The sequence below is a fragment of the Hutsoniella sourekii ATCC 700629 genome, assembly GCF_000518205.1.
In the GTDB taxonomy this organism is placed as follows: Bacteria; Bacillota; Bacilli; order Lactobacillales; family Aerococcaceae; genus Hutsoniella; species Hutsoniella sourekii.
Genome location: NZ_JADD01000012.1, coordinates 1 through 23,601, shown reverse-complemented (window position 1 = coordinate 23,601; position 23,601 = coordinate 1). Strand labels below are relative to the sequence as shown.

At 44.3% G+C, this 23,601-nt stretch carries 22 protein-coding genes; 6 read left to right on the top strand and 16 right to left on the bottom strand.

The window, feature by feature from the left end:
• Nucleotide 1: 1 nt before the first annotated feature.
• The 6 genes from walK to T408_RS0103190 form a co-directional block, all read right to left on the bottom strand.
• Nucleotides 2-1,885 carry a cell wall metabolism sensor histidine kinase WalK gene (walK, locus tag T408_RS0103215; RefSeq protein ID WP_028118671.1) on the bottom strand — a complete coding sequence of 628 codons (1,884 nt, stop codon included), beginning with the start codon at nt 1,883-1,885 and terminating at the stop codon, nt 2-4.
• A gap of 4 nt (nt 1,886-1,889) precedes the next feature.
• Nucleotides 1,890-2,594: a response regulator YycF gene (yycF, locus tag T408_RS0103210; protein ID WP_028118670.1), complete on the bottom strand. Its 705-nt coding sequence runs from the start codon at nt 2,592-2,594 to the stop codon at nt 1,890-1,892.
• A gap of 154 nt (nt 2,595-2,748) precedes the next feature.
• Nucleotides 2,749-4,128, bottom strand: coding sequence for a L,D-transpeptidase family protein (locus tag T408_RS0103205; RefSeq protein WP_028118669.1), 1,380 nt, complete (start codon nt 4,126-4,128; stop codon nt 2,749-2,751).
• Nucleotides 4,129-4,240: 112 nt separating this feature from the next.
• Nucleotides 4,241-5,059 (bottom strand): Cof-type HAD-IIB family hydrolase, encoded by an 819-nt coding sequence (locus T408_RS0103200; protein WP_028118668.1) that lies wholly within the window; start codon nt 5,057-5,059, stop codon nt 4,241-4,243.
• Nucleotides 5,046-5,729, bottom strand: a complete 684-nt coding sequence (locus T408_RS0103195; RefSeq protein WP_028118667.1) for an O-methyltransferase — start codon at nt 5,727-5,729, stop codon at nt 5,046-5,048. The genes T408_RS0103200 and T408_RS0103195 overlap by 14 nt, the downstream gene beginning before the upstream one ends.
• Before the next feature lie 168 nt (nt 5,730-5,897).
• Entirely contained in the window at nt 5,898-7,301 is a 1,404-nt protein-coding gene (locus T408_RS0103190) for a hemolysin family protein (protein ID WP_028118666.1), read from the bottom strand.
• A gap of 374 nt (nt 7,302-7,675) precedes the next feature.
• Here T408_RS0103190 and cbpA point away from each other — a divergent pair, with 374 nt between their 5' ends.
• Nucleotides 7,676-8,311, top strand: a complete 636-nt coding sequence (gene cbpA / locus T408_RS0103185; protein WP_028118665.1) for a cyclic di-AMP binding protein CbpA — start codon at nt 7,676-7,678, stop codon at nt 8,309-8,311.
• Nucleotides 8,312-8,416: 105 nt separating this feature from the next.
• Here the strand turns inward: cbpA and T408_RS0103180 are convergent, their stop codons facing one another.
• The 8 genes from T408_RS0103180 to T408_RS0103145 all read right to left on the bottom strand — a co-directional run bounded on the left by T408_RS0103180 (nt 8,417) and on the right by T408_RS0103145 (nt 16,297).
• A complete protein-coding gene (locus tag T408_RS0103180; RefSeq protein WP_051444764.1) occupies nt 8,417-9,052 on the bottom strand; it encodes an MBL fold metallo-hydrolase in 636 nt (211 codons plus the stop codon).
• A gap of 14 nt (nt 9,053-9,066) precedes the next feature.
• Nucleotides 9,067-10,248 (bottom strand): alanine racemase, encoded by a 1,182-nt coding sequence (gene alr, locus T408_RS0103175; protein ID WP_035419970.1) that lies wholly within the window; start codon nt 10,246-10,248, stop codon nt 9,067-9,069.
• On the bottom strand, nt 10,241-10,645 hold the full coding sequence (gene acpS / locus T408_RS10710; protein WP_035419968.1) for a holo-ACP synthase: 405 nt from the start codon (nt 10,643-10,645) through the stop codon (nt 10,241-10,243). Before acpS ends, alr begins: the two co-directional genes overlap by 8 nt.
• A 38-nt stretch (nt 10,646-10,683) precedes the next feature.
• Complete coding sequence (locus T408_RS0103165; protein ID WP_028118662.1) at nt 10,684-12,237, bottom strand: DEAD/DEAH box helicase; 1,554 nt, start codon at nt 12,235-12,237, stop codon at nt 10,684-10,686.
• Between the two features lie 111 nt (nt 12,238-12,348).
• Entirely contained in the window at nt 12,349-13,752 is a 1,404-nt protein-coding gene (locus T408_RS0103160) for a UDP-N-acetylmuramoyl-tripeptide--D-alanyl-D-alanine ligase (protein ID WP_028118661.1), read from the bottom strand.
• 10 nt (nt 13,753-13,762) lie between these two features.
• The gene (locus T408_RS0103155; RefSeq protein WP_028118660.1) at nt 13,763-14,854 is read right to left on the bottom strand and encodes a D-alanine--D-alanine ligase; all 1,092 of its coding nucleotides are present in this window, start codon (nt 14,852-14,854) and stop codon (nt 13,763-13,765) included.
• A complete protein-coding gene (locus T408_RS0103150) occupies nt 14,851-15,624 on the bottom strand; it encodes a hypothetical protein (protein ID WP_028118659.1) in 774 nt (257 codons plus the stop codon). Before T408_RS0103150 ends, T408_RS0103155 begins: the two co-directional genes overlap by 4 nt.
• Before the next feature lie 115 nt (nt 15,625-15,739).
• A complete protein-coding gene (locus T408_RS0103145; RefSeq protein ID WP_028118658.1) occupies nt 15,740-16,297 on the bottom strand; it encodes a LemA family protein in 558 nt (185 codons plus the stop codon).
• Between the two features lie 167 nt (nt 16,298-16,464).
• On the opposite strand from T408_RS0103145, the gene T408_RS0103140 reads away from it, so the two are divergent.
• Both T408_RS0103140 and T408_RS0103135 read left to right on the top strand, forming a co-directional pair.
• Nucleotides 16,465-17,328 carry a VOC family protein gene (locus T408_RS0103140; protein ID WP_028118657.1) on the top strand — a complete coding sequence of 288 codons (864 nt, stop codon included), beginning with the start codon at nt 16,465-16,467 and terminating at the stop codon, nt 17,326-17,328.
• Nucleotides 17,329-17,556: 228 nt separating this feature from the next.
• Nucleotides 17,557-19,104 carry a hypothetical protein gene (locus T408_RS0103135; RefSeq protein WP_028118656.1) on the top strand — a complete coding sequence of 516 codons (1,548 nt, stop codon included), beginning with the start codon at nt 17,557-17,559 and terminating at the stop codon, nt 19,102-19,104.
• Nucleotides 19,105-19,158: 54 nt separating this feature from the next.
• On the opposite strand, the gene efp is transcribed toward T408_RS0103135, so the two are convergent.
• Entirely contained in the window at nt 19,159-19,725 is a 567-nt protein-coding gene (efp, locus tag T408_RS0103130; RefSeq protein ID WP_028118655.1) for an elongation factor P, read from the bottom strand.
• 175 nt (nt 19,726-19,900) lie between these two features.
• Here efp and T408_RS0103125 point away from each other — a divergent pair, with 175 nt between their 5' ends.
• Nucleotides 19,901-21,082: an aminotransferase class I/II-fold pyridoxal phosphate-dependent enzyme gene (locus T408_RS0103125; RefSeq protein WP_028118654.1), complete on the top strand. Its 1,182-nt coding sequence runs from the start codon at nt 19,901-19,903 to the stop codon at nt 21,080-21,082.
• A gap of 159 nt (nt 21,083-21,241) precedes the next feature.
• Here the strand turns inward: T408_RS0103125 and T408_RS0103120 are convergent, their stop codons facing one another.
• Complete coding sequence (locus tag T408_RS0103120) at nt 21,242-22,198, bottom strand: L-lactate dehydrogenase (RefSeq protein ID WP_035419966.1); 957 nt, start codon at nt 22,196-22,198, stop codon at nt 21,242-21,244.
• A 188-nt stretch (nt 22,199-22,386) separates the two neighbouring features.
• On the opposite strand from T408_RS0103120, the gene T408_RS0103115 reads away from it, so the two are divergent.
• Together T408_RS0103115 and T408_RS0103110 are read left to right on the top strand one after the other, a co-directional pair.
• Nucleotides 22,387-23,040 (top strand): deoxynucleoside kinase, encoded by a 654-nt coding sequence (locus T408_RS0103115; RefSeq protein WP_028118652.1) that lies wholly within the window; start codon nt 22,387-22,389, stop codon nt 23,038-23,040.
• A gap of 344 nt (nt 23,041-23,384) precedes the next feature.
• A partial coding sequence (locus tag T408_RS0103110) for a helix-turn-helix domain-containing protein (RefSeq protein WP_028118651.1) occupies nt 23,385-23,601 on the top strand: 217 nt, incomplete at its 3' end.

Genomic DNA, 23,601 nt, shown 5'->3' with positions numbered 1-23,601 from the left:
CTTAGTACCACTCCTCACTTAACTCATCATAGCTGGAATAAGGGATTTCAAAGCTGAAGGTGGATCCTTCACCTTCCACACTATCTACCCATATGCGACCCCCATGCAGCTCAATCACTTCCTTAGTAATGGCTAGTCCTAGACCGCTTCCCCCTTGTTCACGCGATCTTGCCTTGTCTACCCGGTAGAAACGTTCAAATAAATGTTCCAAGTCAGATTGGGAGATTCCCAATCCCTCGTCTTCCACACTAAAGACCACGCTCTTGTGGTTGTCGACAATACGCACCCGAATCGTTCCCCCATCCGGCGAATACTTCAAGGCATTGTTAAGCAAGTTGTCGATCACCTGGGTCATCCGATCTTGATCAATGTCGACATAGATGTCCCGGTTGGTAAAGTCACGAATAATATGATATTGGCGTCCTTCAAAGAGTTCGCCGCTCTCAAGGGTAAAGTTCAAGCGGTCCAAGATATAATTAACCAGTCGTTTGAATTCAATAAAATCACGGTTCAAGACAATTTGACCCCCATCGATCTTGGATAAGTCCAAGAGATTGGCAATCATACGGATCATACGGTCACTTTCGGATTGGATAACTTCAATAAATTGCGGGGCCAAGTTCTCATCTTGCCAAGCCCCTTCTGCTAAGGCATCACTGTATGACTTTAGACTGGTTAATGGTGTCCGTAATTCATGAGAAACATTCGATACAAAGTCGCGACGTTCTTGGTCGCACTTTTCTTGTTCGGTGACGTCGGTTAAGACACAGACCAGTCCGGTCACAAAGCCAGTTTCCCGGCGGATAACGGAGAATTCTCCCTTGAGAATCGTCTCGGCTCCGTCGTCGACAGTGGTAATTAAGACTTCATTATCCCCATGCCAGAAGTCGGTCATAGAATAGTTTTGGTCGATTCCTAGTAGGCGGAGAATGTTTTTGCCGATGGCTTTTTCTTGGTGAACGTCCAGTAAATACAAGGCCCGGTCGTTAACCAGTAGTACATTACCGTGTTGGTCGGTTCCAATGACACCGTCGGTCATATGTCGCAAGATTCCATCCAAGCGCTGACGTTCGGATTCAGTTGACTCCTGAGCGTCACGGACCTTATCAGCCAGTTCATTAACCGTAATCGCTAATTCACCTAATTCATCATTACCATAGACTTCCGCTGGATAATTATAGATTCCTTCAGAGATACGAATGGCTTGCTGACGAATCGTCTCTAGAGGCCTTGTTAAGCCTTGTGACAAGAAGACTGACACAAGTAGCGCCACCCCAACGGCTAAGCCGATCGATTGGATAAAGATATCAATGATCCGGTCCGTCTGCCGGTAGACACTGGTCATGTCGGCTTCGACCACCACGGCCCCCAGAACCTGATTGTTCTGTTCGGTAGAAGTGGATAGAATCGGACGAATCAAGGTGTAAGAGTAGCGACTAGTTGAATTATCATAAGCCTTACTAGAAGAAGAGGTCGCCGTTAAGAGCACATTACGGACCGCAGGGTCGGACACTTGGGTACCGACATCTACGAGTCCGCTATTAAAGTCTGTCGCAATTAAGGTCTCATCCGTATTAATAACCTGAAGACGTGTCGACATAGGTGTCGTAAAGGTCTCCAGGGTCTGGCTAATCTGTTCCGTTGCTTCCTTGACTGCCTGGTCGTCACTAGCTTGTTCATACTGTTCCATTAGACTCACCAAGTTATTGGTGAGAAAGTCGGTCTGTGTTCGAATTTGGGCCTCATAGGACTCAACAGACTGAGTCTCCAAACGGTCGATAAAGAAGACCCCAATAAATTGAAAGGCAATCAATAAAATAAAGATAAAAAGCAGAGGAATCTTAAAATAGATCGACTGAAAAAAACGAAAGGAACGTTTGACCATAGACTTACTCCTGTTCTGGGTTTCTTAAGAAGTAACCGACCCCACGTCTGGTAATAATATAATTCGGGTGACTCGGTTGGTCTTCAATCTTCTCACGCAAGCGACGGATGGTTACATCCACCGTCCGCACATCGCCAAAGTAATCATAACCCCAGACCACTTCCAATAAGTGTTCCCGGTTCATTACTTGACCGATATGCTGAGCGAGGTAGTGGAGTAGTTCAAATTCGCGGTGGGTGAGTTCAATCTCTTCCCCACGTTTAGAAGCGATATAGGCATCTTGGTGAACTACCAAGTCGCCGATCACGATATCAGAACTGCCTTCCTCTTCTTGCTCGTCAACTTGCAGTGCATTACGGCGCAAGTTGGCCTTAACGCGAGCAATCAATTCGCGGTTAGAGAAGGGTTTGGTGACATAATCATCAGCCCCTAGTTCCAAGCCTAGAACCTTGTCGATTTCTGAATCCTTAGCTGTTAGCATGATAATAGGAACCGCACTATCCTTGCGGATTTCCCGACACACTTCAAGGCCGTCTTTTTTAGGTAACATTAAGTCCAGAATCACAAGGTCTGGTTTTTCGCTTTCAAATTGTTCGAGCGCTTCTTCGCCATCATAAGCCTTAACAACTTCATAGCCTTCCTTGTCTAAGTTAAAGGCAATGATATCCGAGATTGGCTTTTCATCATCTACTACAAGTATCTTCTTCATATTCCACAACTCCTTCTTATCAAGTTAGTTACCAATAAATGGTCTCTGTATTTTTCTATCTCCTTAATTATAACAAACTTAGGATCAGATTGGGAGACCTCCCCCATTTATCAAAAAAAGATCAAGAAGCGGAGCTTCCTGATCTTAATTTTTTCTAGAAAATAATAACTGGTGTTCCAACTTCAACCATATCGAATAATTGAGCCATAACACTTGGTGGGGTATTGATACATCCTTGGGATCCCGCGTAAGTATAGACATCGCCCCCAAAGTTGGCTTGCCAGTTGGCATCGTGGATACCTTGACCGGTATCATCAAATGGTAGCCAGTAAGAAACAGGCTGACGGTAGGCGTGACCCATTTGTTGGTTGACACCTACTAGGGTTGCATTCAGCTCCTTGTTCCAAATAGCATAAGCTCCTGGAATGGTATCGGTTGAGTTTGCCCAACCACTAACAATTGCTGTCGCTAGCATTTGTTCCCCATTCTCATAGTAGAACATTTGTTGGTTGGCAATATCGATTTCTACATAAGTATCTCCAATATCATCGCCATTTGAGCTGTAACCTGTACCGACAATATTCGGTTCACGGGTAACGTCCTGACGGCCGTTCAAGTCTTTGACCAATTGGTCAACTTCTGAATCACGGTCAATGGACCAACCAAGCGTACCTGGTTGAACGGATACAGTCCCTTGTAAGGTAGAAGGGAATTGACGGGTCTTATAGAAGGAAGAGTATTCCTTGTTCAAGTCGCCTACATAAGCATCCATAGCTTCACGGTCATAAACAATCTGATTGTTACCGTCGAATTGAATCCATTTTTCAATTTCTTCATGAGGAATAGTAACGTCCTTACCATCAATCTTAAGCGTAATGTTCAAGTTCTTCAATTCGTCAATTTGCTTCATGGTCTCTTGAATAGGCTCAGAGTCAGCGGTTAGGCTAGGCTTAATGTAATTCTCGTTGATTTCAACCGTGTCATTGCCTGATTGAATGCCTTCCATGATTGCTTGCTTGACCTTTTCAGTGTCTAGCTGATTTCCTTCAGAAGCTTCTTCAACAAAGTAGCCTTGGGATTCACTGTAATTGATCGCAGCATCTTGGGCAGGTGTCCGATCTTCATTGGTTAATCCCATTTCTTGCAATTTACTTGATAGGACTTCATTGTCAACGGTCACATTCTCCATCAGATCAGCATCAAAGTTCTCAGATGTAAAGTAGTGAGCCGCCCAAGCGTTCGGATTTTGTGAGTTATAAGTGGCTTGAAGCGTCTCTTCGGCATGAATCTGTGGATTCAAGTCGGCAATATTTAATACGCCCACTTCCTGTCCGTTCTCCGTAATCCGGATGGTTTGCTTGTTGATCTCATCAGCAACCTTGGCTTCAGCTTCCTTTAAGTTTAAATTGGATACGTCGACATTTGCAAAGCGCGTATTGGCTTGGAATTTATCGGCATAATAGCCAATCCCAGCGCTATAGCCAACGGCCAGTACAATAACAGTAATGGCAGCAGCTGTTAATGTTTTTTTCATTTCTTCACCTCTTTTGAAATATGAATAACCCCTCATTCAAATATATATTTTAGCATCAACTTATGAATTTTCTATAAATTTTGCTCAACTATTTATATTTTATCGAAATAAATTATTGAACAAAATTTCTTAGTGCATAAGCTACACCGGCTTCTTGATTGCTTAAAGTAATATGGCGGCAAGCCTCCTTAACGGTGGCAACACCAGATCCCATCGCAACTGAATGATCGACCCACTTGAGCATCTCTAAATCATTCAACTGGTCACCAATAGCCATCACCTGGTCAGGGCCTAAGCCTAAGTGCTGAGCTAAGGCCTTGAGGGCGGTTGCCTTGTTAACCGATTGAGGTAGGATTTCTAACAAGAAGGGCTGACTTCTAACAGGATCTGCCGAGGTCTTCAAGTCTACCGGAAGATTTGCTTCCAGGTCATCAATCCACTGGGACTCCCCGATAAACATGTACTTATTCAAGCGGTCAGATTCAAGAAATTCTTCTTCACTTAGGTAGTGAATAGGCATCTGCAGCGTCTGTGAATCAGCCAGGGTCAATTGGCTAGGTTCTTGTGAGCCGATTAAGTAGAAGTGATCTTGGTCAAAGGCTACCAATTGAACTTGTCCTTGATACTTGGCCAAGGCCTGATAGGCTGACTGGGCAACTGCTGGGTCGACGCTATAAGCATTCATCAGTTGAAGGTCCGGTAACTGGTAGGTCAAGGAGCCATTTTGAACAATGAGGTATTCATCCTCAGAGGTCGGCAATTGCGTGTAGAAGCGTTCCGCTCCTTGGCGAGTTCGCCCGGTGCAGACAACAACTTGGATACCCGCATCCACGACTTCTTGGATGGCTTGAAGATTCTCTTGAGGGATTTGCTTATCGTCTGTTAGTAAGGTCCCGTCTAAGTCAATGGCTATAAGCTTAATTTGAGTCATCTCTTGCTTCCTTTCTGATTAAGAGCAGACCGTCACCAATTGGTAGGAAGGAAGACCGGTTGACCGGATCCTGGGTGACATGGTCTAGGAGTTCATTCAACTTACGGTGAATCTTGCGGACGCGTTTGGGAATTTCACTCTCAGGGTCAAAGACCGTCCCAGCCTGGAAGACATCATCAATCATTAAGACGCCTCCAGTTGACAAGAGCCTCATACACTCCGGTAGAAATTCAATATACTTAGCCTTGGCACTATCCATAAAAATTAAGTCATAGGGCCCTTCTAAGCCGGGTAAGATGTCTTTAGCATCTCCTTCAAGCATGGTAATCTTATCAGCATAGCCGTATTTTTGGAAGTTGGACTTGGCGCGTTCATACATCTCCGGATAACGGTCAATGGTGGTTAAATGGCCATCTGCTGGCAAATGCTGGGCCATTAAACTGGCAGAAAAGCCGATGGCTGTGCCAATCTCCAAGATTTGCTTGGGTTGATGAACCGCTGTAAAGAAGTCGATAAACTTGGCCGTCTCGTGAGGGACGACTGGAATTCCCCGCTCATTCGCGTAGGCTTCAATCTCACCAACCCCTCCATCAAAAGCCTGCTGCCCTTCACGGATAAATTTCAAGACTTGGTCATTGACAATTGGCCGATGCATCATTTCATTTAACATGCCGTCACCCTTTCCTATCGTATTCTTTACTAAATTAACAAATATTGCTAGGCTTGGCTAGTCGAATTCACCAATCCTGATAAGTAAACGTTCTCAAATCGCGAAAACACCTTGGTGAATGTTCATGGACATTTACCAAGGTGTCTCTATCAACTCATACTAAAAGTCTTAGTCATCGTCTTCTTCTAGCTCTTCGAGGGCTTCGAATTCTTCTGTAAGGTTGGCTGATTCCATATCCAAGCAGAGGTCATAATGGGTCTCAATCGTCTCGTCCGGGTCCACCACAACTTCGATATCCCGAATACGACCATTCTCAACCACTGAAGTGGTTAAGACAAGATCTTCACACCTAGAGCTGACCCGCTCGTTATCTTCTGGCACATAGCCAAGGTGGTGGATAATCAGACCCGCCATGGTCTCAACTTCACGTGACTCCAGATCTTTATCAAAATAGTTATTGAATTTCTCAATGGTGGTTAAACCATTCACACTATAGAAGTCATCACTAATCTTTTGGATTTCAGCGGATGGATTGACATCTGATTCGTCTTCAATCTCTCCGACAATTTCTTCCAGGACATCTTCCAAGGTAACAATCCCTTCAACTCCACCATATTCATCCCGCAAAATAGCCATATGGGTCTGCTTGCGACGAAACTCGACCAATAAGTCATCGATATAAACCGTTGATGGAACAAAGAGGGGCTCGCTTGATAAGCCTAAGAGGTCTAAGTTATCATAGCCTTGGTGCTTGGATTGACGCAAGAGATTCTTGACATGCAAGACTGCAATAACATTGTCCTTATCCTCTTGATAGATTGGAATCCGAGAAAAAGGACTCGATAAAATCTCTTCGATATTCTCTTCATAAGAATCTTCAATATCGATCATTTCCGTATCTGTACGTGGAACCATCACTTCGCGGGCCATCTTATGATCCAAGGATAAAACACCTTGTAACATCGAGAACTCTTCTAGGTCAATGGATCCTTGGGCCCGACCTTGAGTCAAGATCGCCTTCATCTCGTCACGCGTAAACTTCTCTTCACCAGCCGTGAATTCAATCGGGGTAATCTTCTGCAAGAGTCCCGTTGAAGCGGATAAGAGAACGATAAAAGGCTTGAAAACAACTTGAACCGCATGAATCACGCCACTGGTTGCCATAGCAACCTTCTCAGGCATCTGTAAGGCAACTTGCTTAGGAAACAGTTCCCCTAATACTAAGGTAATATAAGATAAAATTAAGGTCACTATCACAAGAGCAGCTGTCTCAGCACCTGGAAAATTAGGTAACCATTCAGAAATCACACCCGCAAAACTAGTCGCTGCCGACGCACTGGAAAGAAATCCAGCTAAAGTGATAGCAACTTGAATGGTTGCTAGAAAATCATCCGAATCTTCCAGCAAATCTAATACACGCTGAGCACGCTTATCTCCATCTTCAGCCCATTGCTTCATCTTTGATTGATTAACCGAGACAAAGGCAATTTCAGCTGAAGCAAAGAAAGCATTGATCGCTGTCAATATTAAAATAATAATAACTTGTGTCCACAGGGAACCCGAGGAATCCATTAATTTTTCTCTCCTTTATATTAAAACAAAATGAATATTATTAACACAACAAGAAACTCCTTGCAATCCTGAATTTTAAAAAAAGACTCGTGCCCTAGAAAGTCTAGCAGCACAAGTCTCACTATTTAAGTCAAGTACCAGTAATAAGGGCTAGTCTTACTACCAAGTTGATACTGACGAGGTTAACCTCTAGTTACTCCCCTATTCAATTGCATGGTAGAATCATTGTAACAAATTCTAACCAGATTGAAAAGTAAAAGATCAGCTAAATTCTCGCTATAAATTAAAGCATCATGAGAAAACGCTTGCCAATCTTAAACTTATTTGCTAGAATTATGAAGGTTTAGACGAGAATTGAAGGAGCGAGACTAACTATGCTTAGAAATTTAATTACTCCCAAAGATAAAATCATTAGCCTACCAGAGACATTGTCTTGCCTCGAGGCCTTGATGATCATGGAAGACAACAAGATCCGAAACGCTCCCGTCCTTGACACTCGGGGAGTCCTCTATCGGGGCAATATCTATCGTTATCATATTTATAAGTATAGCTATCACAACCCGGACGCTGATTTGAGTCAGGTCTCAGTGACCCACCTCTTAAAGAATGCTTCTAAGACGATTAATGAGGAAGACTCTATCTTGGATCTAATGTTCATGATTCGCGATCTTCCTTATATTGCGGTCTTGAATCGTGACCGGGCTTTTAGTGGGATTATTTATCACTCAACCTTGCAGGACTATCTAGGTAAGGCTTGGGACATCCCTAATCTAGGGACCGTTGTAACCGTCAATGTTCAAGGTAAGTTGTTTGAGTTTTTCCGATTATACCGCTTGATTAGCAAGTTTGCCCAACCTCAAGGCTTCATGACCTTGGAGGAGACGGACTATGGGACACCAAGAATGTTAGCCTTCTTCTTACCACGTGACTTGGCTTCCTATGATGTTGAAGCCCTGGTTAACCGCTTGGAGGCCAAGAAGTATGTAGTCCATAGCTATCCGTTTGGATAAGATTCTGCCAATTAGAGAACGTAAAATGAATTAAAACGATCGATAAAACTTCAAAAACAAACCCGGCTCCCCAGAGCCGGGTTCTTTACTGGTCATTAAATTAATTTATCGGATGAGTCCTAGGATAAATGGGTTTTGTGTTTTTTCAACTTGGACAGTGGTGGCTGGGCCGTGACCAGGATAGAGAGTATAGTGGTCAGGCAGGGTCATAATTTCCTGCTGGATGCCATTCATCAACTGATCATAGCTACCACCCGGAAAGTCCGTCCGCCCGATACTCCCTTGAAAGACCGTATCACCGACGATAGCAAAGTCCTCATCATCAAAGATATAGACCACTGATCCGGGACTATGACCCGGGACATGGGCCATACGGAAGTTGAAGCCAGCCAGGCTGATTGGCCCCATCGCTTCCCAAGTATGGTCAATCGGCCGATTAGCTACAGGTGTTCCAGGCATATAGGCCGATAAGTTCAAGCGCGGATCTTCGACAAACTTCTCTTCAATGGGATGGATATAAGCCGGGATGTCATAGGCATCTCGAACCGCATCTAAGCCTTCAATATGGTCACTGTGAGCATGAGTCAAAATAATGGCTTGAGGTTGAATATCAAGACTGCCGATCCAATCTACAACCCCCAGGTCACCTGGATCGACAATCAAGGCTTCTCCTTGGTCATTCACTAAGGCATAGGTATTTTCTCCCATGCTAGCTGTTTCGTACTTATGAATGGTAATCATATTGAGACTCCTTTCTAATCTTCATTGAGATAAACTCTAGCAATACGTGGACTTAAGTTGGTCACTATCTCATAAGCGATGGTATCAACTTGCTGGGCTAAGTAGGAAGCGTGATTGTTGAAGCTGCCATCTGGTCCAATAAGGGTGGCGATAGTGCCTACTGGATAGTGTTTAGGTAGACGAATCATTAACTGATCCATGTTGATCACCCCAACTACCGGACACTCATGTCCGTCAACAAGAATTGGTAAGTTCTTATAGTGGCGCAACCACCCGTCGCCGTAACCAATTGGCAAGGTGGCAATCCACTCATCCTCTCTTGCTTGGTAAGTCGCACCATAGGAAATACAAGCTCCTGCAGGAACTTTCTTGACGTGGACGATCTCGGTAATCAATTCTAGAATCGGCTGCAAATCATCGGCTTCATTGACAGCATAATCCGGTCCCCAAGCTGGGCTAGGTAGTTGATCCTTAGGATCTAGGCCATACATTGAGATTCCCATGCGAACAATATCACTAGCGGGTAACTTCGGATGCCAGAGGCCCATGGCCGAGTTAGCATAGTGGCGATAATCAACGGTTGCTGGTACAGCTTCCATTAGGTCTAGCCAACGTTGCCACTGGGCTTCAATATAGTCTGCCGGCCCCCCGCCAGCCGTTGCAAAGTGAGTGAAGACCCCTTGCCAATGGGCCCAAGGATAAGCTTGAATACCTGCGGCGAAAGCTTCCACTTCGGCTACTTCTCTCAAGCCGATTCGTCCCATCCCGGTATCTAAGGCTAGGTGGAAGTTAAGTTTATACAGATCCAACAGACGGGTTTGCTTGGTATCGGCTAATTGTTGGTAGGCCGCTTCAAAAAAGTCTAAGCCTGAAACAGTAATCGTAATATTATAATGCAATATTTCTGCGATTCCCTGAGGATCCGTCAAACCTAGAACCAAAATTGGAATTTGGGAGAGGCCGCTTTGACGAAGCTCAATGGCTTCATCCACTGTTGCAACGGCTAGACCTTCACAGCCAGCTGATATGGCTGCTTTGGCAATGGGAACTGCTCCATGACCATAGGCGTTAGCTTTCACCGTTGCAAATAACTTTTGTTGGTCATTCATTTTTTGGCGCATCCAGTCGATATTATGGCGCATGGCTTCTAAATTAATAATGGCTTGAGTGGGCCGATGTTCACTCGGTCTAATCATGTTTGTTCCTCTCTTTCCAATGGGTTAAGTGAGCTTGAATCTCTTCAGTTGATAGGTTAATGAAGACGGTAGCTGTCGCGTAATCTCTAGAGTGACTAATCGATAGGGCGGCCGCTTGACTGATCGGTGCTCGGTGGATATAAGGAGCACCTGAGGAGTCAGGGAGGATGCAGACGTCACTGAATCGAATCTGAGTCCCAATCCCCGTCTTAAGGGCCTTACCGTAAGCTTCCTTGGCACTAAAGCGACCAGCAAGGAAGGTAACTTGCCTTGGATAGGCATAACTTTCAAAGAGGGCTAATTCCTCTGGGGCAAGAATGCGACGGGCAAATTTGGCTTGCGCTTGCCAAGCCGCTTCAATGCGCTTGATTTCTACAATATCCGTTCCTACTTGCACAAGTAACCTCCTTCTGGCTTGATCTTTAGCGATAGATCCTATTTACGTTTGATAGTGAATTGATTATTGGTCCGTTTGTTGGACTGATTGTTGCGGCGATTCGAGCGATGCGACTTCTGCTTGGATGAGTCATTATTAGAAGAACGGCCGCTCTTATTGGACTGGCTACGATGGCGTCTGCCTTGGCCTTGACCTCGCCGGTTTCTTTGGCCACCACGACCTCGGTTATGGCGTCGGTTGTTAGATGACTCCCGCTTGCTTTGGCGGGCTTGAGGGAGTGGTCGTTGAGGTGAGATTGACACATCAGCGTTACGGCTATCATCCAGACTATGAGCCAATAAGGCTGATACTAGATCATTAGGCTCATAATGGTTGAGCAATAATTTTGCTGTATGACGATAGTTAGCGACACTGTCTTGGGACAATAAGTCATTCATCTCATCAATCAATTGTTGCACTTGTCCCTGTTGGGCTTCTTGAACCGTTGGGATCTCCATCGGCGTCATTGCAATTCGTGTTAGATCCTCAATCGTCTTCAAGTAGGCACGTTCATTAGGAACGACAAAAGTAATAGACTGTCCGTCTTGACCTGCCCGGCCGGTCCGCCCAATCCGGTGTACATAAGACTCTGGATCTTGAGGGATATCGTAGTTATAGACGTGGGAGACACCAGAAATATCCAATCCACGCGCCGCCACGTCGGTTGCTACAAGTAACTCGACTCTCCCTTGACGGAAGTCGTTAATAACCTTGGTACGCTTTTGCTGAACAATGTCACCATGGATTAATTCCGCATCAAAGCCACGCAGGCTAAGTCCACGGCCCACTTCATCTACCCGCTTCTTGGTTCGACAGAAGACAATGGCTTGCTTAGGATTTTGTACGTCTAGTAAACGCGTCAGTACATCGAATTTCTCATCATCGCGACATTCAATCACAAATTGTTCAATCAAGTCCGCCGTCATGGTCTGGGCCTTGATTTTGACATGGGCCGGGTTCTTTAAGAATTCATTGGCCAAGCGTTCAATTTCTTTAGGCATCGTTGCCGAGAAGAGTAAGGTCTGGCGACTGGTCGGTGTTTGACTAATAATAGCTCGGATATCTTCAATAAAGCCCATATTCAGCATCTCATCCGCTTCATCCAAGACAAGGGTCTCTAGACGTCCAAGGCCTAGGATATTGCGTTGAATCAAGTCCAAGATACGACCCGGTGTCCCGACAATAATTTGTGGTTTAACGCGTTGAATGCGTTGAATTTGCTTATTGATCGGGGACCCACCATAGACAACAAAGGCCTTGGCCCGCTTGTACTTGCTGAGACGATAAAGTTCGTCTTGAACCTGAATCGCTAGCTCCCGGGTGGGGGCAATCACCAATCCTTGAATTTTGTCGCTAGTTGGATCAATCTTATCCAACATCGGCAAGCCAAAAGCTGCTGTCTTGCCGGTTCCTGTTTGAGCCTGACCAATCAGGTCTCTACCTTCTAAGGCAACTGGAATGGCTTCTTCTTGAATGGCCGTTGGCTCTTCAAAGCCCATATCGTCAAGGGCTTTTAGTAAATTTGTATCTATATGTAATTCGTTAAATTTCAATCTATAATCTCCTTCAAAATGGCCTATGCTTCTACTAGCATAAGGCAAATAAATAAACCGCACAAGGCTTGTCCATCATAATCAGGCAAACAATCATGCGGTAAAAACAAGTTATTTAGTTGGGTGACCCGTTAAAGCCGTTACTACCTGCAACAAGTCCACCCCAAAACTAGACTTCACCAAAGCCATATCGTCCGGCTGAAGATCTGCCTTCAGGCGGTTGATTAAGACTTGATGGTCGCTAGCTTCATAGAATAAGTCGGACGCCGGATACTTATCTAAGAGCGCTTCATATAAGTGCTTCATCTCCGGCCCAAAAAGATACACACCATCAATAGCTTGAGGATCAATAGCGTCACTTAATTCCCGGTGCAACTGGGCACTATCTGGTCCAAGTTCACGAATGTCTCCTAGAATAGCGTAGCGTTTACCCTTGTTATCTAAATCAATGTTAGACAAGCTAGCTAGAACCGCCCGCATAGAAGTGGGACTGGCATTATAGGCATCATTCAATAACAAGGTACCGGCTTGAGTGGTCAGCCATTCCAAGCGGTTGGCTGTTAATTTGAATTGGGATAGTTGGAAGATAGCCTGTTCAATAGGGACCTCTAACTCTCTAGCTATTCCTAGAGCAATTAAAGCATTATTGACGTTATAGGCACCAATCACTGGAATCACACAGCGAATATTCGGGTCCAAATTGGTCTGGAAGATGGTCTGCTTCGGTTCTTCAATGATATCATAAGAGTAGATATCATAATCAGAGGAAGCTCCAAAGCTATAGGCCTTAACTGGCTCATCTAGTGACGGCCAGCAGGATTGGATCAAAGGCTCTGCCCCCGGGTAGAAAAAGACCCCCCCAGATTTAAGACCCTGCAAGATCTCCAACTTAGCCTGGGCAATACCGGCCCGAGAACCTAGGTGTTCTAGGTGGCTTTCACCAATCAGGGTAATGGCTACAATATCTGGTTCAGCCAGCTGGCTCAAGGCTTGAATCTCACCAAAGCCACTCATCCCCATCTCACACACCACCACTTCAGTATCAGCTGGCATCTGTAAGAGGGTATAAGGCAGACCAATCTCGTTATTATAATTGCCCTGAGTCTTATGGACATGGTATTTAGCAATCAGTACTTGGGCAGTCATGTCCTTAGTCGTAGTCTTGCCATTGCTTCCGGTGATGCCAATGACAATGGGATCCAAGACTTGACGGTAATAATGGGCCAATTCTTGCATGGCTTTCAAGGTATCTTCGACCACAATCACGGCCAATTGGTCACTGGGCGCTTGGTCTGCAGAAGCCGACCAGAAGCAAGCTACCGCTCCTTGGTCAATGGCCGCTTGGATATAGCTATGGCCATCACTCGCTCCACCGGTTAAGGGAACAAATAAGTCGCCCGCTTTAACTTTTCGGGAATCAAACTCAACACCCTGTATCTCCAGATCTAAATTGGAAGCTAGACACTCGCTATGATCAATATTCGCTAGAATATCCCGTAATTTCATGGCTTGCATCTGAATCCTCCTACCCTTCTACTTTCAATGCTTGCTTACGTTCATGACGTCTGAGCGCTAATTGAATCAACTCTTCAATTAAGTCTTTCTGGCTGATCCCGGTCCGCTCCCACAAGACGGGGTACATGGAATAAGGGGTAAAGCCTGGCATCGTGTTGATCTCATTGATATAAATGTCATTGTTATTTGTGACAAAGAAGTCAGCCCGAGACAAGCCACAGCCATCGATGGCCCGGTAAGCCTTAATCGCATATTCTTGAATCTTATCTGCTACGGCTGGGTCTAACTCAGCTGGGATTTCCATTTGCACGTCATTGTTGACGTATTTTTCTTCGTAATCATAAAAGTCCGAAGACTTAACAAGCTTACCAACATAAGAAACGTGAATATCCTCATTACCCAGCACAGCCACTTCACATTCTTGGGCAGAAATTCCTTGTTCTACCACAATGCGGCGATCATATCTTAAGGCCAAGTCAACAGCCGCGACTAATTCCTCGGAGGAATCCACACGACTAATGCCCACGCTAGACCCCATGTTAGCTGGCTTCACGAACAGCGGATAGAGTAGGGAACCTTCAATTTGTTGAATCAACTTCTCTTGATCATCCGACCAATCCCGACTGGTAAAAGCAAAATAAGGGACTTGAGGTAAGCCGGCCTGGTCAAATAATTGCTTGGAAATAATCTTATCCATACCGGTTGCACTAGCGGTGACCCCTGCTCCTACATATGGAAGGTCCAGAACTTCAAGAAATCCTTGAATTGTCCCATCTTCACCATTAGGACCATGGAGAACGGGAAAGACCACCAAGTTGTCGGTTCCTTCAGCCACCAGACTAGCTGGAGATATTAATTGACCCTTAAGTGGGGCTGCTTCAGTTGGATCTGCTTCCACTTCCTCTTGGCTTAAGGCCAATTGATTGCTGTCCGTCAAAGGCTGAGTTAAGAGAGGGCCTTGTAGCCATTGGCCATCCTTGGTGATGTAAATAGGCTGAACTTGGTGCAAGTCATAGCTGATCCCTCTTGCTACATTAAACGCTGAAATAATTGAAATCTCATGTTCTGCACTCTGGCCGCCATATAATAATACTATCTTCATTCGTGTCCTCCGTTCCCTAAGCTGGTTAATTCTGCCTGCCATGTCCCATTATCGCTATCATAGATCAAGTAACCGATATGATCTTGTGGCAATTGATCTCTAGACAAAAGTGTCAATTCATCTTCGATGATATCCAGAGGGATAAACCAGCGACTCCCTTCTTGGTGGTATTGCTTGAAGTTTACTTTTAGACCGTCGGCAAAGAAATCGACCATCTTCTCTGCTATCTCCCCATCTAAGAGTGGGACAACTATTTTGCGTCTAGCAAACCAGATGCGATTATTCTCGCGAATCAATTGCTCCATTGTCTGGGTTAATCCCCGTTGGAAACGTGGCAAGAAATGTTGAACGTGCCTGTAGAACATTTTATTTAATCCGTTTGGCAGGGTTAAATAGACATAGTTATTTTGTAATTTGTAGAAGAAGGCTGACTTCATACTACGGTTGGCATGGAATAAATACAATAATTCCGAGATCTCATTCGGGGTCAAAAGATGCATCGATTCGATACTTTCAAAATCAATCCAATTGGACATGCGCACCTTCTGCTTATCAGTTGTCATCATGTAGTCACGCACTTCTTCAGAACCTCGTAAAATCTTGAAGTTGGTCTGAGGATCGAAGCGTCCAAAGTCCTTGGGGGCTTCCGCTAAGATTAAATTCTTCGGAAAATAGGATGGCGGGAAGTCTTCCACCCGCAAATCAATCCCCCGAGTCATCATATGGTTGGTGACAGAATCATAATGAATATATAAGTTGAGTTGACTCACTGGTATCCTCCTTTCTAGTTAATAGCTGTTACCTCGTCTATTTTACCCCTTTTAGCTAAATAAGAAAAGCCTTTCTCTCAAGATCCATCGAGAAAGGCTAAAGCTTATCTAGTCATTAAAATTGGACTTCAGGAACTTGGCGAGCTTCTTCAGGTGCTTCTAATAATGCCTTGCGGTCAAAGTGATGAATATTAGCCACAATATTCTTAGGCACCGACTGGATCGCTATATTGTATTCCGTTGCACTAGAATTATAGAGCTGACGGGCTACGGCGATTTGCTTTTCGATGGATTCCAAGGTGTCTTGTAACTTGATAAAGTTAGTATTAGCCTTAAGATCAGGATATTGTTCGGCGACTGCCAACAAGCGTGAGAGCGCACCTGTTAATTGGTTAGACAATTCATTGATTCGTTCAACATCCCCTTGGCTCGCTACTTGGATGAGCTGTTGGCGAGCTTGAGTGACCGCTTCAAGGGTTGAACTTTCATGCTCGACGTAACCTTTCACTGTATTGACTAGGTTAGGGATCAGATCGTTACGCTGCTGTAATTGAACGTCGATTTGGCTGAATGCTTCTTCTACCCAATTACGCTTCTTGATCAAGTCGTTGTAACTAGCAATCCAAGCTAGTCCAATTAAAATAACGAGTCCAATTATTACCCATAATATCATATGACTACCTCCTAAGTATTGGCTTACTTCTTATTATACCTGAGTGAGGGTAGCGATGTCGAAATATTTGCTAGCTAAGTAATATCTGTAGACAAGCAAGAGATCATTATGATACATTAAAACCATCATTTGAATGAAAAGTAATACCCATTATTTAGGAGGTCATTATGACAGATACAATCCAAGCTATTACCCAAAGTCAAACCAATATTACCAACGCAACCATTCAACTCAATGCGCTCAATCCTGCCAAGCTGGCTCAATTCTATCAAGAAGCGATCGGGCTTAGCCTAATAACTGAAGATGGCGATTACTATGCCTTAGGTACCCCAGGAGGGCCCGCCCTCATTGAGATCTATCCCACCGACCATACGGATTCCAGTCCACGGGCAGGCCTCTATCACTTAGCTCTGTTACTACCCAACCGCTCAGAATTAGGTGATATCTTCAAGCACTTATTGGACCATTCTGTCCCACTAGATGGTGCTAGTGATCATGGTTACTCTGAAGCCCTGTATCTAAAGGACCCAGAAGGAAATGGTATCGAAATCTATGCTGATAAAGATCGTTCAGAGTGGAACATCCTTGATAACGGACTAATTGCCGGTATCGTTGAACCTATGGATGCTGAAGGAGTCTTAGCCAGTGGAACAGGCCAGTTCAAGGGCCTATCCCCAGAGACCATCCTGGGACATGTCCACCTTCATGTTGGTAACTTGGAAGAAACCTTCCAATTCTACCACCAGATCATGGGACTAGGCCTTAAGTATATTATGAACGGGCAGGCAGCCTTCATGGCCACCGGCCTATCACACCACCAATTAGGCGTTAACTTATGGAAGGGCAAGGGAATCCCTAAAGCCAAAGCAGATACCCAAGGTCTGCGTGCTTGTATCTGGCAAGGAAGCGCCAGCGATTTAGCCTGGATTGAAGAACAACTCCAAGCCCATCAAGTCGACTATCAAAAAGTCAATGGCCAATTAGAATTTAGCGATAACTCCGGCGTGCCAATAATCGTTCGGACCATCTAATCTCAGGAAAAGTAACCCAAACTCCGCATTGATTCTCGAAGGTTCAATCTTATAAATATACTGACTTTAATTAACAAAAACGCTACACCTTCTTAAAAGCTTGAATGCTTAGAAGGCGTAGCGTTTTTTAAATTTAGGTTTGAAAGCCTAGATAAATTTCAAACTTTCTTCCTAGGTTTTGCCCTTGGCTTTATTTATAATAAGGAGCATTCAGCGAGGAGGAATAAGATGAGAGCCAAAGAAAGATTCAAACATCCACTACTAGCTCTGGGCCTTTTTATAATCTTGGGCCTGATGATTCTTGTGGGGCGCCATAAGTTTGGATTTCACATGGATGAAATCTACTCTTACGGCTTAGCTAATAGCTACTTTAAGCCCTTCCCAAACGCGACCAATGTGTGGTTAAGGGGCCAGGATTATTTAGACTATTTAACCACCAGCTTGGACCATCGTTTTAATTATAATGCAGTCTACTGGAATCAGACCCAGGACGTGCATCCACCACTCTACTATTGGATACTTCATACTATCTCGTCATTTTTCCCCGGCTCTTGGAGTCCATGGTTGGGCTTGTCGGTCAATTATCTGGCACACTTGGCAACAAGTTACTTGCTCTACCGGCTGGCCAAATACTACGGTCTGACTCCAATCCAAGGTCTGGCCCTCATGCTGGCCTGGGGCTTGTCGGTTGGCGGATTGAGTGCTGCTCATTTCATCCGCATGTATAGTCTGTTCGGTCTGTGGGTCCTTGCTTCTTGGTGGCTCATGATCCGCCTCTATGAGCAACCCCAACAAGTCAAACGGCAGTTGGCTCTATTACTAATTGTCCTGGCCGGCTGTTTGACCCATTACTATTATTGGATTTTTGCTGGGATTATGTATGGAATCTTTTGTTTGAAGGCGCTCAAGCGTTCCTTAAGATCTTGTCTGCAAATAGCTTGGACAGGTCTTGGGGGACTAGGGCTGGCTATCTTGATCTTTCCTGCTAGTCTGCGTCAATTACTAGCCAGCAACCGGGGACAGGAAGCTTGGCACTTCTTGGAGACAGCCACTTGGGGGCACCACTTAGGCGCCTTCTTGGATTTTATTCAAGCAGATCTATTAGGAGGCCTCGCTTGGTGGGTGTTGATTCTAGTCATGGGCTCTAGCTTATTAGTGATTGGGTGTCGCTCGCCGTATAAGCAGCAGAAGTTGAATCAGCTATTCGACCTCTTTGTCCTGATTGTAGCTTATCTTTTTATCGTTCAGCTTCTCTCTAATTACCAAACCGCCCGCTATATTTATCCGATCTACCCTCTAATTATTCTATTAGTAGGCTTGACCCTGTTCTGGGCCTTAATGATCTTATTCGAGGAACAGTTGAGCCAGCTGCTGACCATGGTTCTGGTAACTGGCCTCCTCATCTTGGGATTCACTCATAAGCCCGTAGATTATTTGTATACGGAACGTCAGGCCTTAACGGCCGTTAGCCAAGTCCACCAGGGGCAGCCTGCGCTCATCCTAAGCGATCAGTCATGGAAAATCACGGGAATAGTCGACCAAGTCACCCGGGCCAACAAGGTCTATCCTGCCCTAAGAGATTCATTTAGCTCTAAAGACAAGCAAGCCTTCCTAGAAGGACTGCAAGAAGGAGATGGTCTCATTTATTTATTAGGAGAACCAAAGGCCCGCAAAGATTGGCTCAACTGGCTACAAGAGCAATTTCCAGACTACGAATTTTTTGATCAATACCAAGACAAGCAAATCCAAGCCCTAACGACTAAACTGAAAAAATAAAAAAATTCGCATTCAACCACCGGTAAAATCGGATTGAATGCGAAATTTTTAAACTTATTTTTGTGCACGGCGTTGGTAGTTGCCACCATCTGCTGTTGAGATTTCTAACAATTCACCTGTCTCAATAAAGTCAGGAACATTGACGACTAGGCCTGTTTCCATGGTAGCTGGCTTACCTGAACCTGTTACTGTGGCACCCTTAATTGAAGGTTGAGTTTCAACAACTTTAAGGGTAACGGTCCCTGGCACTTCTACACCGATCACTTCTTGACCGTAGAATTGAATTTTTGCGTTTTCATTTTCTTTGATAAACTTCAATTCTTCTTCCACACTGTCAACTGGTAATTCGTATTGCTCGAAGGTTTCTAGGTCCATGAAGACCGCACTTTCACCCATTTGGTATAGGTATTGAACATCCTTAGTTTCAATAAAGGCTCGTTCAAACTTTTCGTCTGGTCTAAAGGTCGTATCAGTGATTGAACCCGTACGCACATCACGGATCTTCATCCGCATAACGGTATTTCCCTTACCTGGTTTGTGGTGGCTAGCTTCTAATACCTTCATTAGACGGCCATCTTGGACAAAGGTCATACCTGATCTTAAATCTACTGCAGAAATCATAATTAATTGCTCCTTTTATATTCAAATACTCAACTAGTATAGCACAAAAAATCCAGTGTGAAAAATACTTCTGTAAGAGTTAGACTTCTAATAATCAATTTAGGCGATTTTAATAAAAAACTTAGATTTACAGGTTGATTGTGGTATGATAGTAAAAAATTAAAGGAGGCCCCGTATGGACCAATTACTCGCTCAAATCAACCATAATGTTACTAAGATCACAGAATCTCCCATTCGTCTGTTTGACCAAGAGATTTCTTCGATTCCCGGTCTCATTAAATTAACCTTGGGAGAACCGGACTTTAATACACCAGACCATATCAAACAAGCCGGGATCCAGACCATCCAAGCGGATGATTCTCACTATGCCCCCACCCCTGGGAAACTCGAACTCAGACAAGTGGCTAGTGAATTCGTAAAAGAAAAATATGGCCTGGACTATCAAGGCGATAGTGAGGTTATTGTCACTGTTGGCGCCACTGAAGCCTTATTTGCAAGCTTACAAACCGTTATCAACCCAGGAGACAAGGTCCTTATTCCAGCGCCCTTCTTTGGCTTGTATCAATCCATGGTAACCCTGATCGGGGGACAAGCGGTTCAAATCGATACCTCCGCCAATAACTTTGTCTTGAGCCCTCAGATGGTAGAAGAGGCCTTAGATGAACATGGCGACCAAGTCAAAGCCATTATTTTGAACTACCCTACTAATCCAACGGGTATTAACTGGAGCCAAGCTGAAGCAGAAGCCTTAGCTTCAGTCTTGAAGGATAAGCCGATCTTCGTTATTAGCGACGAAGTCTATAGTGAGATTGTCTATGAAGGAGACCATCATTCGATTGCTAAGTACTTACCTAAGCAGACTCTCGTTATTAACGGCGTCTCCAAGTCTCACGCTATGACCGGTTGGCGGATTGGCCTAATTTTTGCCCGTCAAGCTCTCATCCAAGAGATCGCTAAGGTTCACCAGCAGTTGGTGACAACGACTAATAATGTCTCTCAAATGGCTGCCTTAGAAGCTCTCAAGAATGGCAAGGAAGACCACCTTGAGATGGTCCAAGCCTACCAAGAAAGACGGGACTACTTATTTGATCATCTGACTCGCCTCGGCTTCAAAATCATTAAACCCACTGGGGCTTTCTATATCTTTGCAGGGATTCCAGAGGATATGAATCAAGACAGTATGGCCTTTGCCCGTGAGTTAGCTAATCAAGCCCGCGTGGGAATTATTCCTGGCATTGGTTTTGGTGCAGGTGGTGAAGGACATGTGCGCTTCTCCTATGCCTCAAGTCTAGAAGAAATCAAAGAAGCAGTCCGCCGAATTGAAGACTACTTGACACAAGTAAGAAGCCAGCAGTAAACTCGCTAGCTTCAATCTTGAACGCCATTGTAAAAAGCCTAGGTAAAAAATTATCTACTGATAATTTTTTACCTAGGCTTTAATTGTCTATTCGCTCTCTTCCAGTATTTCTAAATTGATCTAAACTGAGGAGAGGCTCTTATTTTGCTAAGTGGATGATTAGTCTAGCTTAGCAAAGGCATTGTCGATAGTTTCTTTCAAGGTTGTAGCTGAAGAATGGAGTTCTTTTTGTTCGCGTTCGTTGAGTTCGAATTCTACAACGTTGCGGATTCCTTGGCTACCAACGATAGCTGGAACACCAATATAGACATCCTTAAGATCATACTCACCATTTAAGTAAGCAGAAACAGGTAGTACTGCATTCTCGTTGTTAAGAATCGCCTTAAGAATACGAGTCAAGGCAACAGCAATACCGTAGAAAGTAGCTCCCTTACGGCTGATGATATCATAAGCCTTGTCACGAACAAAGACAAAATGCTCTTCCAATTGCTCACGGTCTACAGAAGAATGTTGGCCTACCCAATCATAGATATTTAAGCCACCGATTGTTGCCTTAGACCAAACCGCAAACTCGCTGTCACCGTGTTCTCCCATAATATAAGCATGGACTGCTCGGGGATCAACATCCAATAAGCTACTTAATTCATAGCGAAGACGAGCTGTATCAAGAGCTGTACCTGAACCAATAACGCGGTTAGCTGGGAATCCAGAGAACTTCCAAGTCGCATAAGTCAATACGTCCACAGGGTTAGAAGCCACTAGGAAGACACCGTCGAAGCCGGATTCAACCACTTGACCGATCATATCCTTGAAGATAGCCAAGTTCTTATCGACCAAGTCTAGACGAGTTTCACCGTCTCTTTGAGGCAGACCAGCTGTCACCACCACAACATCTGCATCGTGGCAGTCCTTATAGTCTGCTGCAAAGACGTGTACAGGAGATCCGTAAGCCAGTACGTCTTGTAGGTCAAGCACATCTCCTAGCACGCGCTCCTTGTTGATATCGATAATTCCAAACTCACGCGCAACCCCTTGCGTGATTGCTGAAAAAGCGAAGCTTGAACCGACAGAGCCATCTCCAATAAGAATGACTTTCTTTCCTTGTTTAGTTGACATAATGATTCCCTCTCTTCTTGTTTACTATAACCAAATTATACTAGCAAAGATAGGGCTTAGTAAAGGGCTTTTGGCCATGTAAACGATTTTAGTCTGCGACTTTTTTATTTTTAAGGCGAAAAATTCAAAAAGTGGGGCCAGTTATGATAGAGTAATAAGAGTTTGAATTGATAAAAAGGAGTTGAAGAATGAGCGTGATTGTAGTTGGTGGAATGATCGGAGCTGGTAAGACCTCCGTTGCAAAACTATTGGGTGAACGGCTAAATAGCCAAGTTTTCTTTGAACAAGTGGAGGATAATCACTTGTTACCCCTCTTCTATGAAGCAGACGAGGAGACTGAACAAGCTAAGCGTTATCCCTTCTTGTTACAATTAACCTTCTTAAGTACCCGCTTTCGTTCCATCAAACAAGCCTTGGTGGATCAAAATAATGTGTTAGACCGGTCCATCTACGAAGACTGGTATTTCTGTCAGGTCAACCACGAACTTGGTCGGATCTCAGAATTAGAATTCAAGATCTATGAAGAATTACTCAACAATATGATGGAAGAATTAGAGGAATTACCTAAGAAGGCCCCAGATTTGATGGTTTATCTATCCGGATCCTTTGATACCATTCTTCACCGCATTGGTTTGCGGGGGCGGGATTTTGAGCAGGGAGATGAATTAATTTCCTACTACCAAAAGCTTTGGGAAGGTTATGATGATTGGGTTAACAACCATTACCATGCCTCTCAAGTAGTTAAGATCGATATTGATCGCTATGACGTCGTCAATAATCCCGACCATGCCGATGAGGTGGCTCAGATTGTCTTAGAGGCCCTGGAAGACCTTCGAGCTTAAGCTTAGGTCAAATAGACAAAGACAATACTGAGCTTATCAGACAAGTTAAAATAGATCGATAAAAAGTTTCAATAATCAAAAATCCCCTCAACTGTAGTGGACCGCCTCCAGAGCGCTCACGCTCTACCGGCTTAACTGACTTTACTCTACCTAAAACGCCTTAGGCGTAAGGGAAAGTAAAGTCAATGGTCCCAAATCTACTGCTGAGGGGATATTTGATTGCTTTTGTTAATATCAATTTCTCTATATGATAGATTGTAAAATTAATTGCGACAAACAAGAAAACCCATAACAGGTTCGTGTAAAATGTTAGTAACCACAAAAACACACACGGAGGACCTGTTATGAGCTACAAACATCTTACCATAGAAGACCGTTCAAAAATAGAAGTACTTTATCATGAGGGCTATACAGCTAGTCAAATTGCTCAAGCCATTGGGCGACACCGCTCAACAATTTATCGTGAACTTAAACGTGTTCAATCAGCTAGTTATGATGCCCAACTGGCTCAAGATAACGCCACTGAACATAAATCTCTTAAAGGACGTCGTCCTAAACATA

Coding starts and splice junctions, on each gene's coding strand:
- T408_RS0103195 (WP_028118667.1), bottom strand. CDS start 5,729: ATGTTAAATGAAATGATGCATCGGCCAATTGTCAATGACCAAGTCTTG.
- T408_RS0103190 (WP_028118666.1), bottom strand. CDS start 7,301: ATGGATTCCTCGGGTTCCCTGTGGACACAAGTTATTATTATTTTAATA.
- yycF (WP_028118670.1), bottom strand. CDS start 2,594: ATGAAGAAGATACTTGTAGTAGATGATGAAAAGCCAATCTCGGATATC.
- T408_RS0103155 (WP_028118660.1), bottom strand. CDS start 14,854: ATGAAGATAGTATTATTATATGGCGGCCAGAGTGCAGAACATGAGATT.
- T408_RS0103200 (WP_028118668.1), bottom strand. CDS start 5,059: ATGACTCAAATTAAGCTTATAGCCATTGACTTAGACGGGACCTTACTA.
- T408_RS0103135 (WP_028118656.1), top strand. CDS start 17,557: ATGAGAGCCAAAGAAAGATTCAAACATCCACTACTAGCTCTGGGCCTT.
- alr (WP_035419970.1), bottom strand. CDS start 10,248: ATGATTAGACCGAGTGAACATCGGCCCACTCAAGCCATTATTAATTTA.
- walK (WP_028118671.1), bottom strand. CDS start 1,885: ATGGTCAAACGTTCCTTTCGTTTTTTTCAGTCGATCTATTTTAAGATT.
- T408_RS0103180 (WP_051444764.1), bottom strand. CDS start 9,052: ATGATTACCATTCATAAGTACGAAACAGCTAGCATGGGAGAAAATACC.
- T408_RS0103120 (WP_035419966.1), bottom strand. CDS start 22,198: ATGTCAACTAAACAAGGAAAGAAAGTCATTCTTATTGGAGATGGCTCT.
- efp (WP_028118655.1), bottom strand. CDS start 19,725: ATGATTTCTGCAGTAGATTTAAGATCAGGTATGACCTTTGTCCAAGAT.
- T408_RS0103140 (WP_028118657.1), top strand. CDS start 16,465: ATGACAGATACAATCCAAGCTATTACCCAAAGTCAAACCAATATTACC.
- T408_RS0103145 (WP_028118658.1), bottom strand. CDS start 16,297: ATGATATTATGGGTAATAATTGGACTCGTTATTTTAATTGGACTAGCT.
- T408_RS0103205 (WP_028118669.1), bottom strand. CDS start 4,128: ATGAAAAAAACATTAACAGCTGCTGCCATTACTGTTATTGTACTGGCC.
- cbpA (WP_028118665.1), top strand. CDS start 7,676: ATGCTTAGAAATTTAATTACTCCCAAAGATAAAATCATTAGCCTACCA.
- T408_RS0103160 (WP_028118661.1), bottom strand. CDS start 13,752: ATGCAAGCCATGAAATTACGGGATATTCTAGCGAATATTGATCATAGC.
- T408_RS0103115 (WP_028118652.1), top strand. CDS start 22,387: ATGAGCGTGATTGTAGTTGGTGGAATGATCGGAGCTGGTAAGACCTCC.
- T408_RS0103125 (WP_028118654.1), top strand. CDS start 19,901: ATGGACCAATTACTCGCTCAAATCAACCATAATGTTACTAAGATCACA.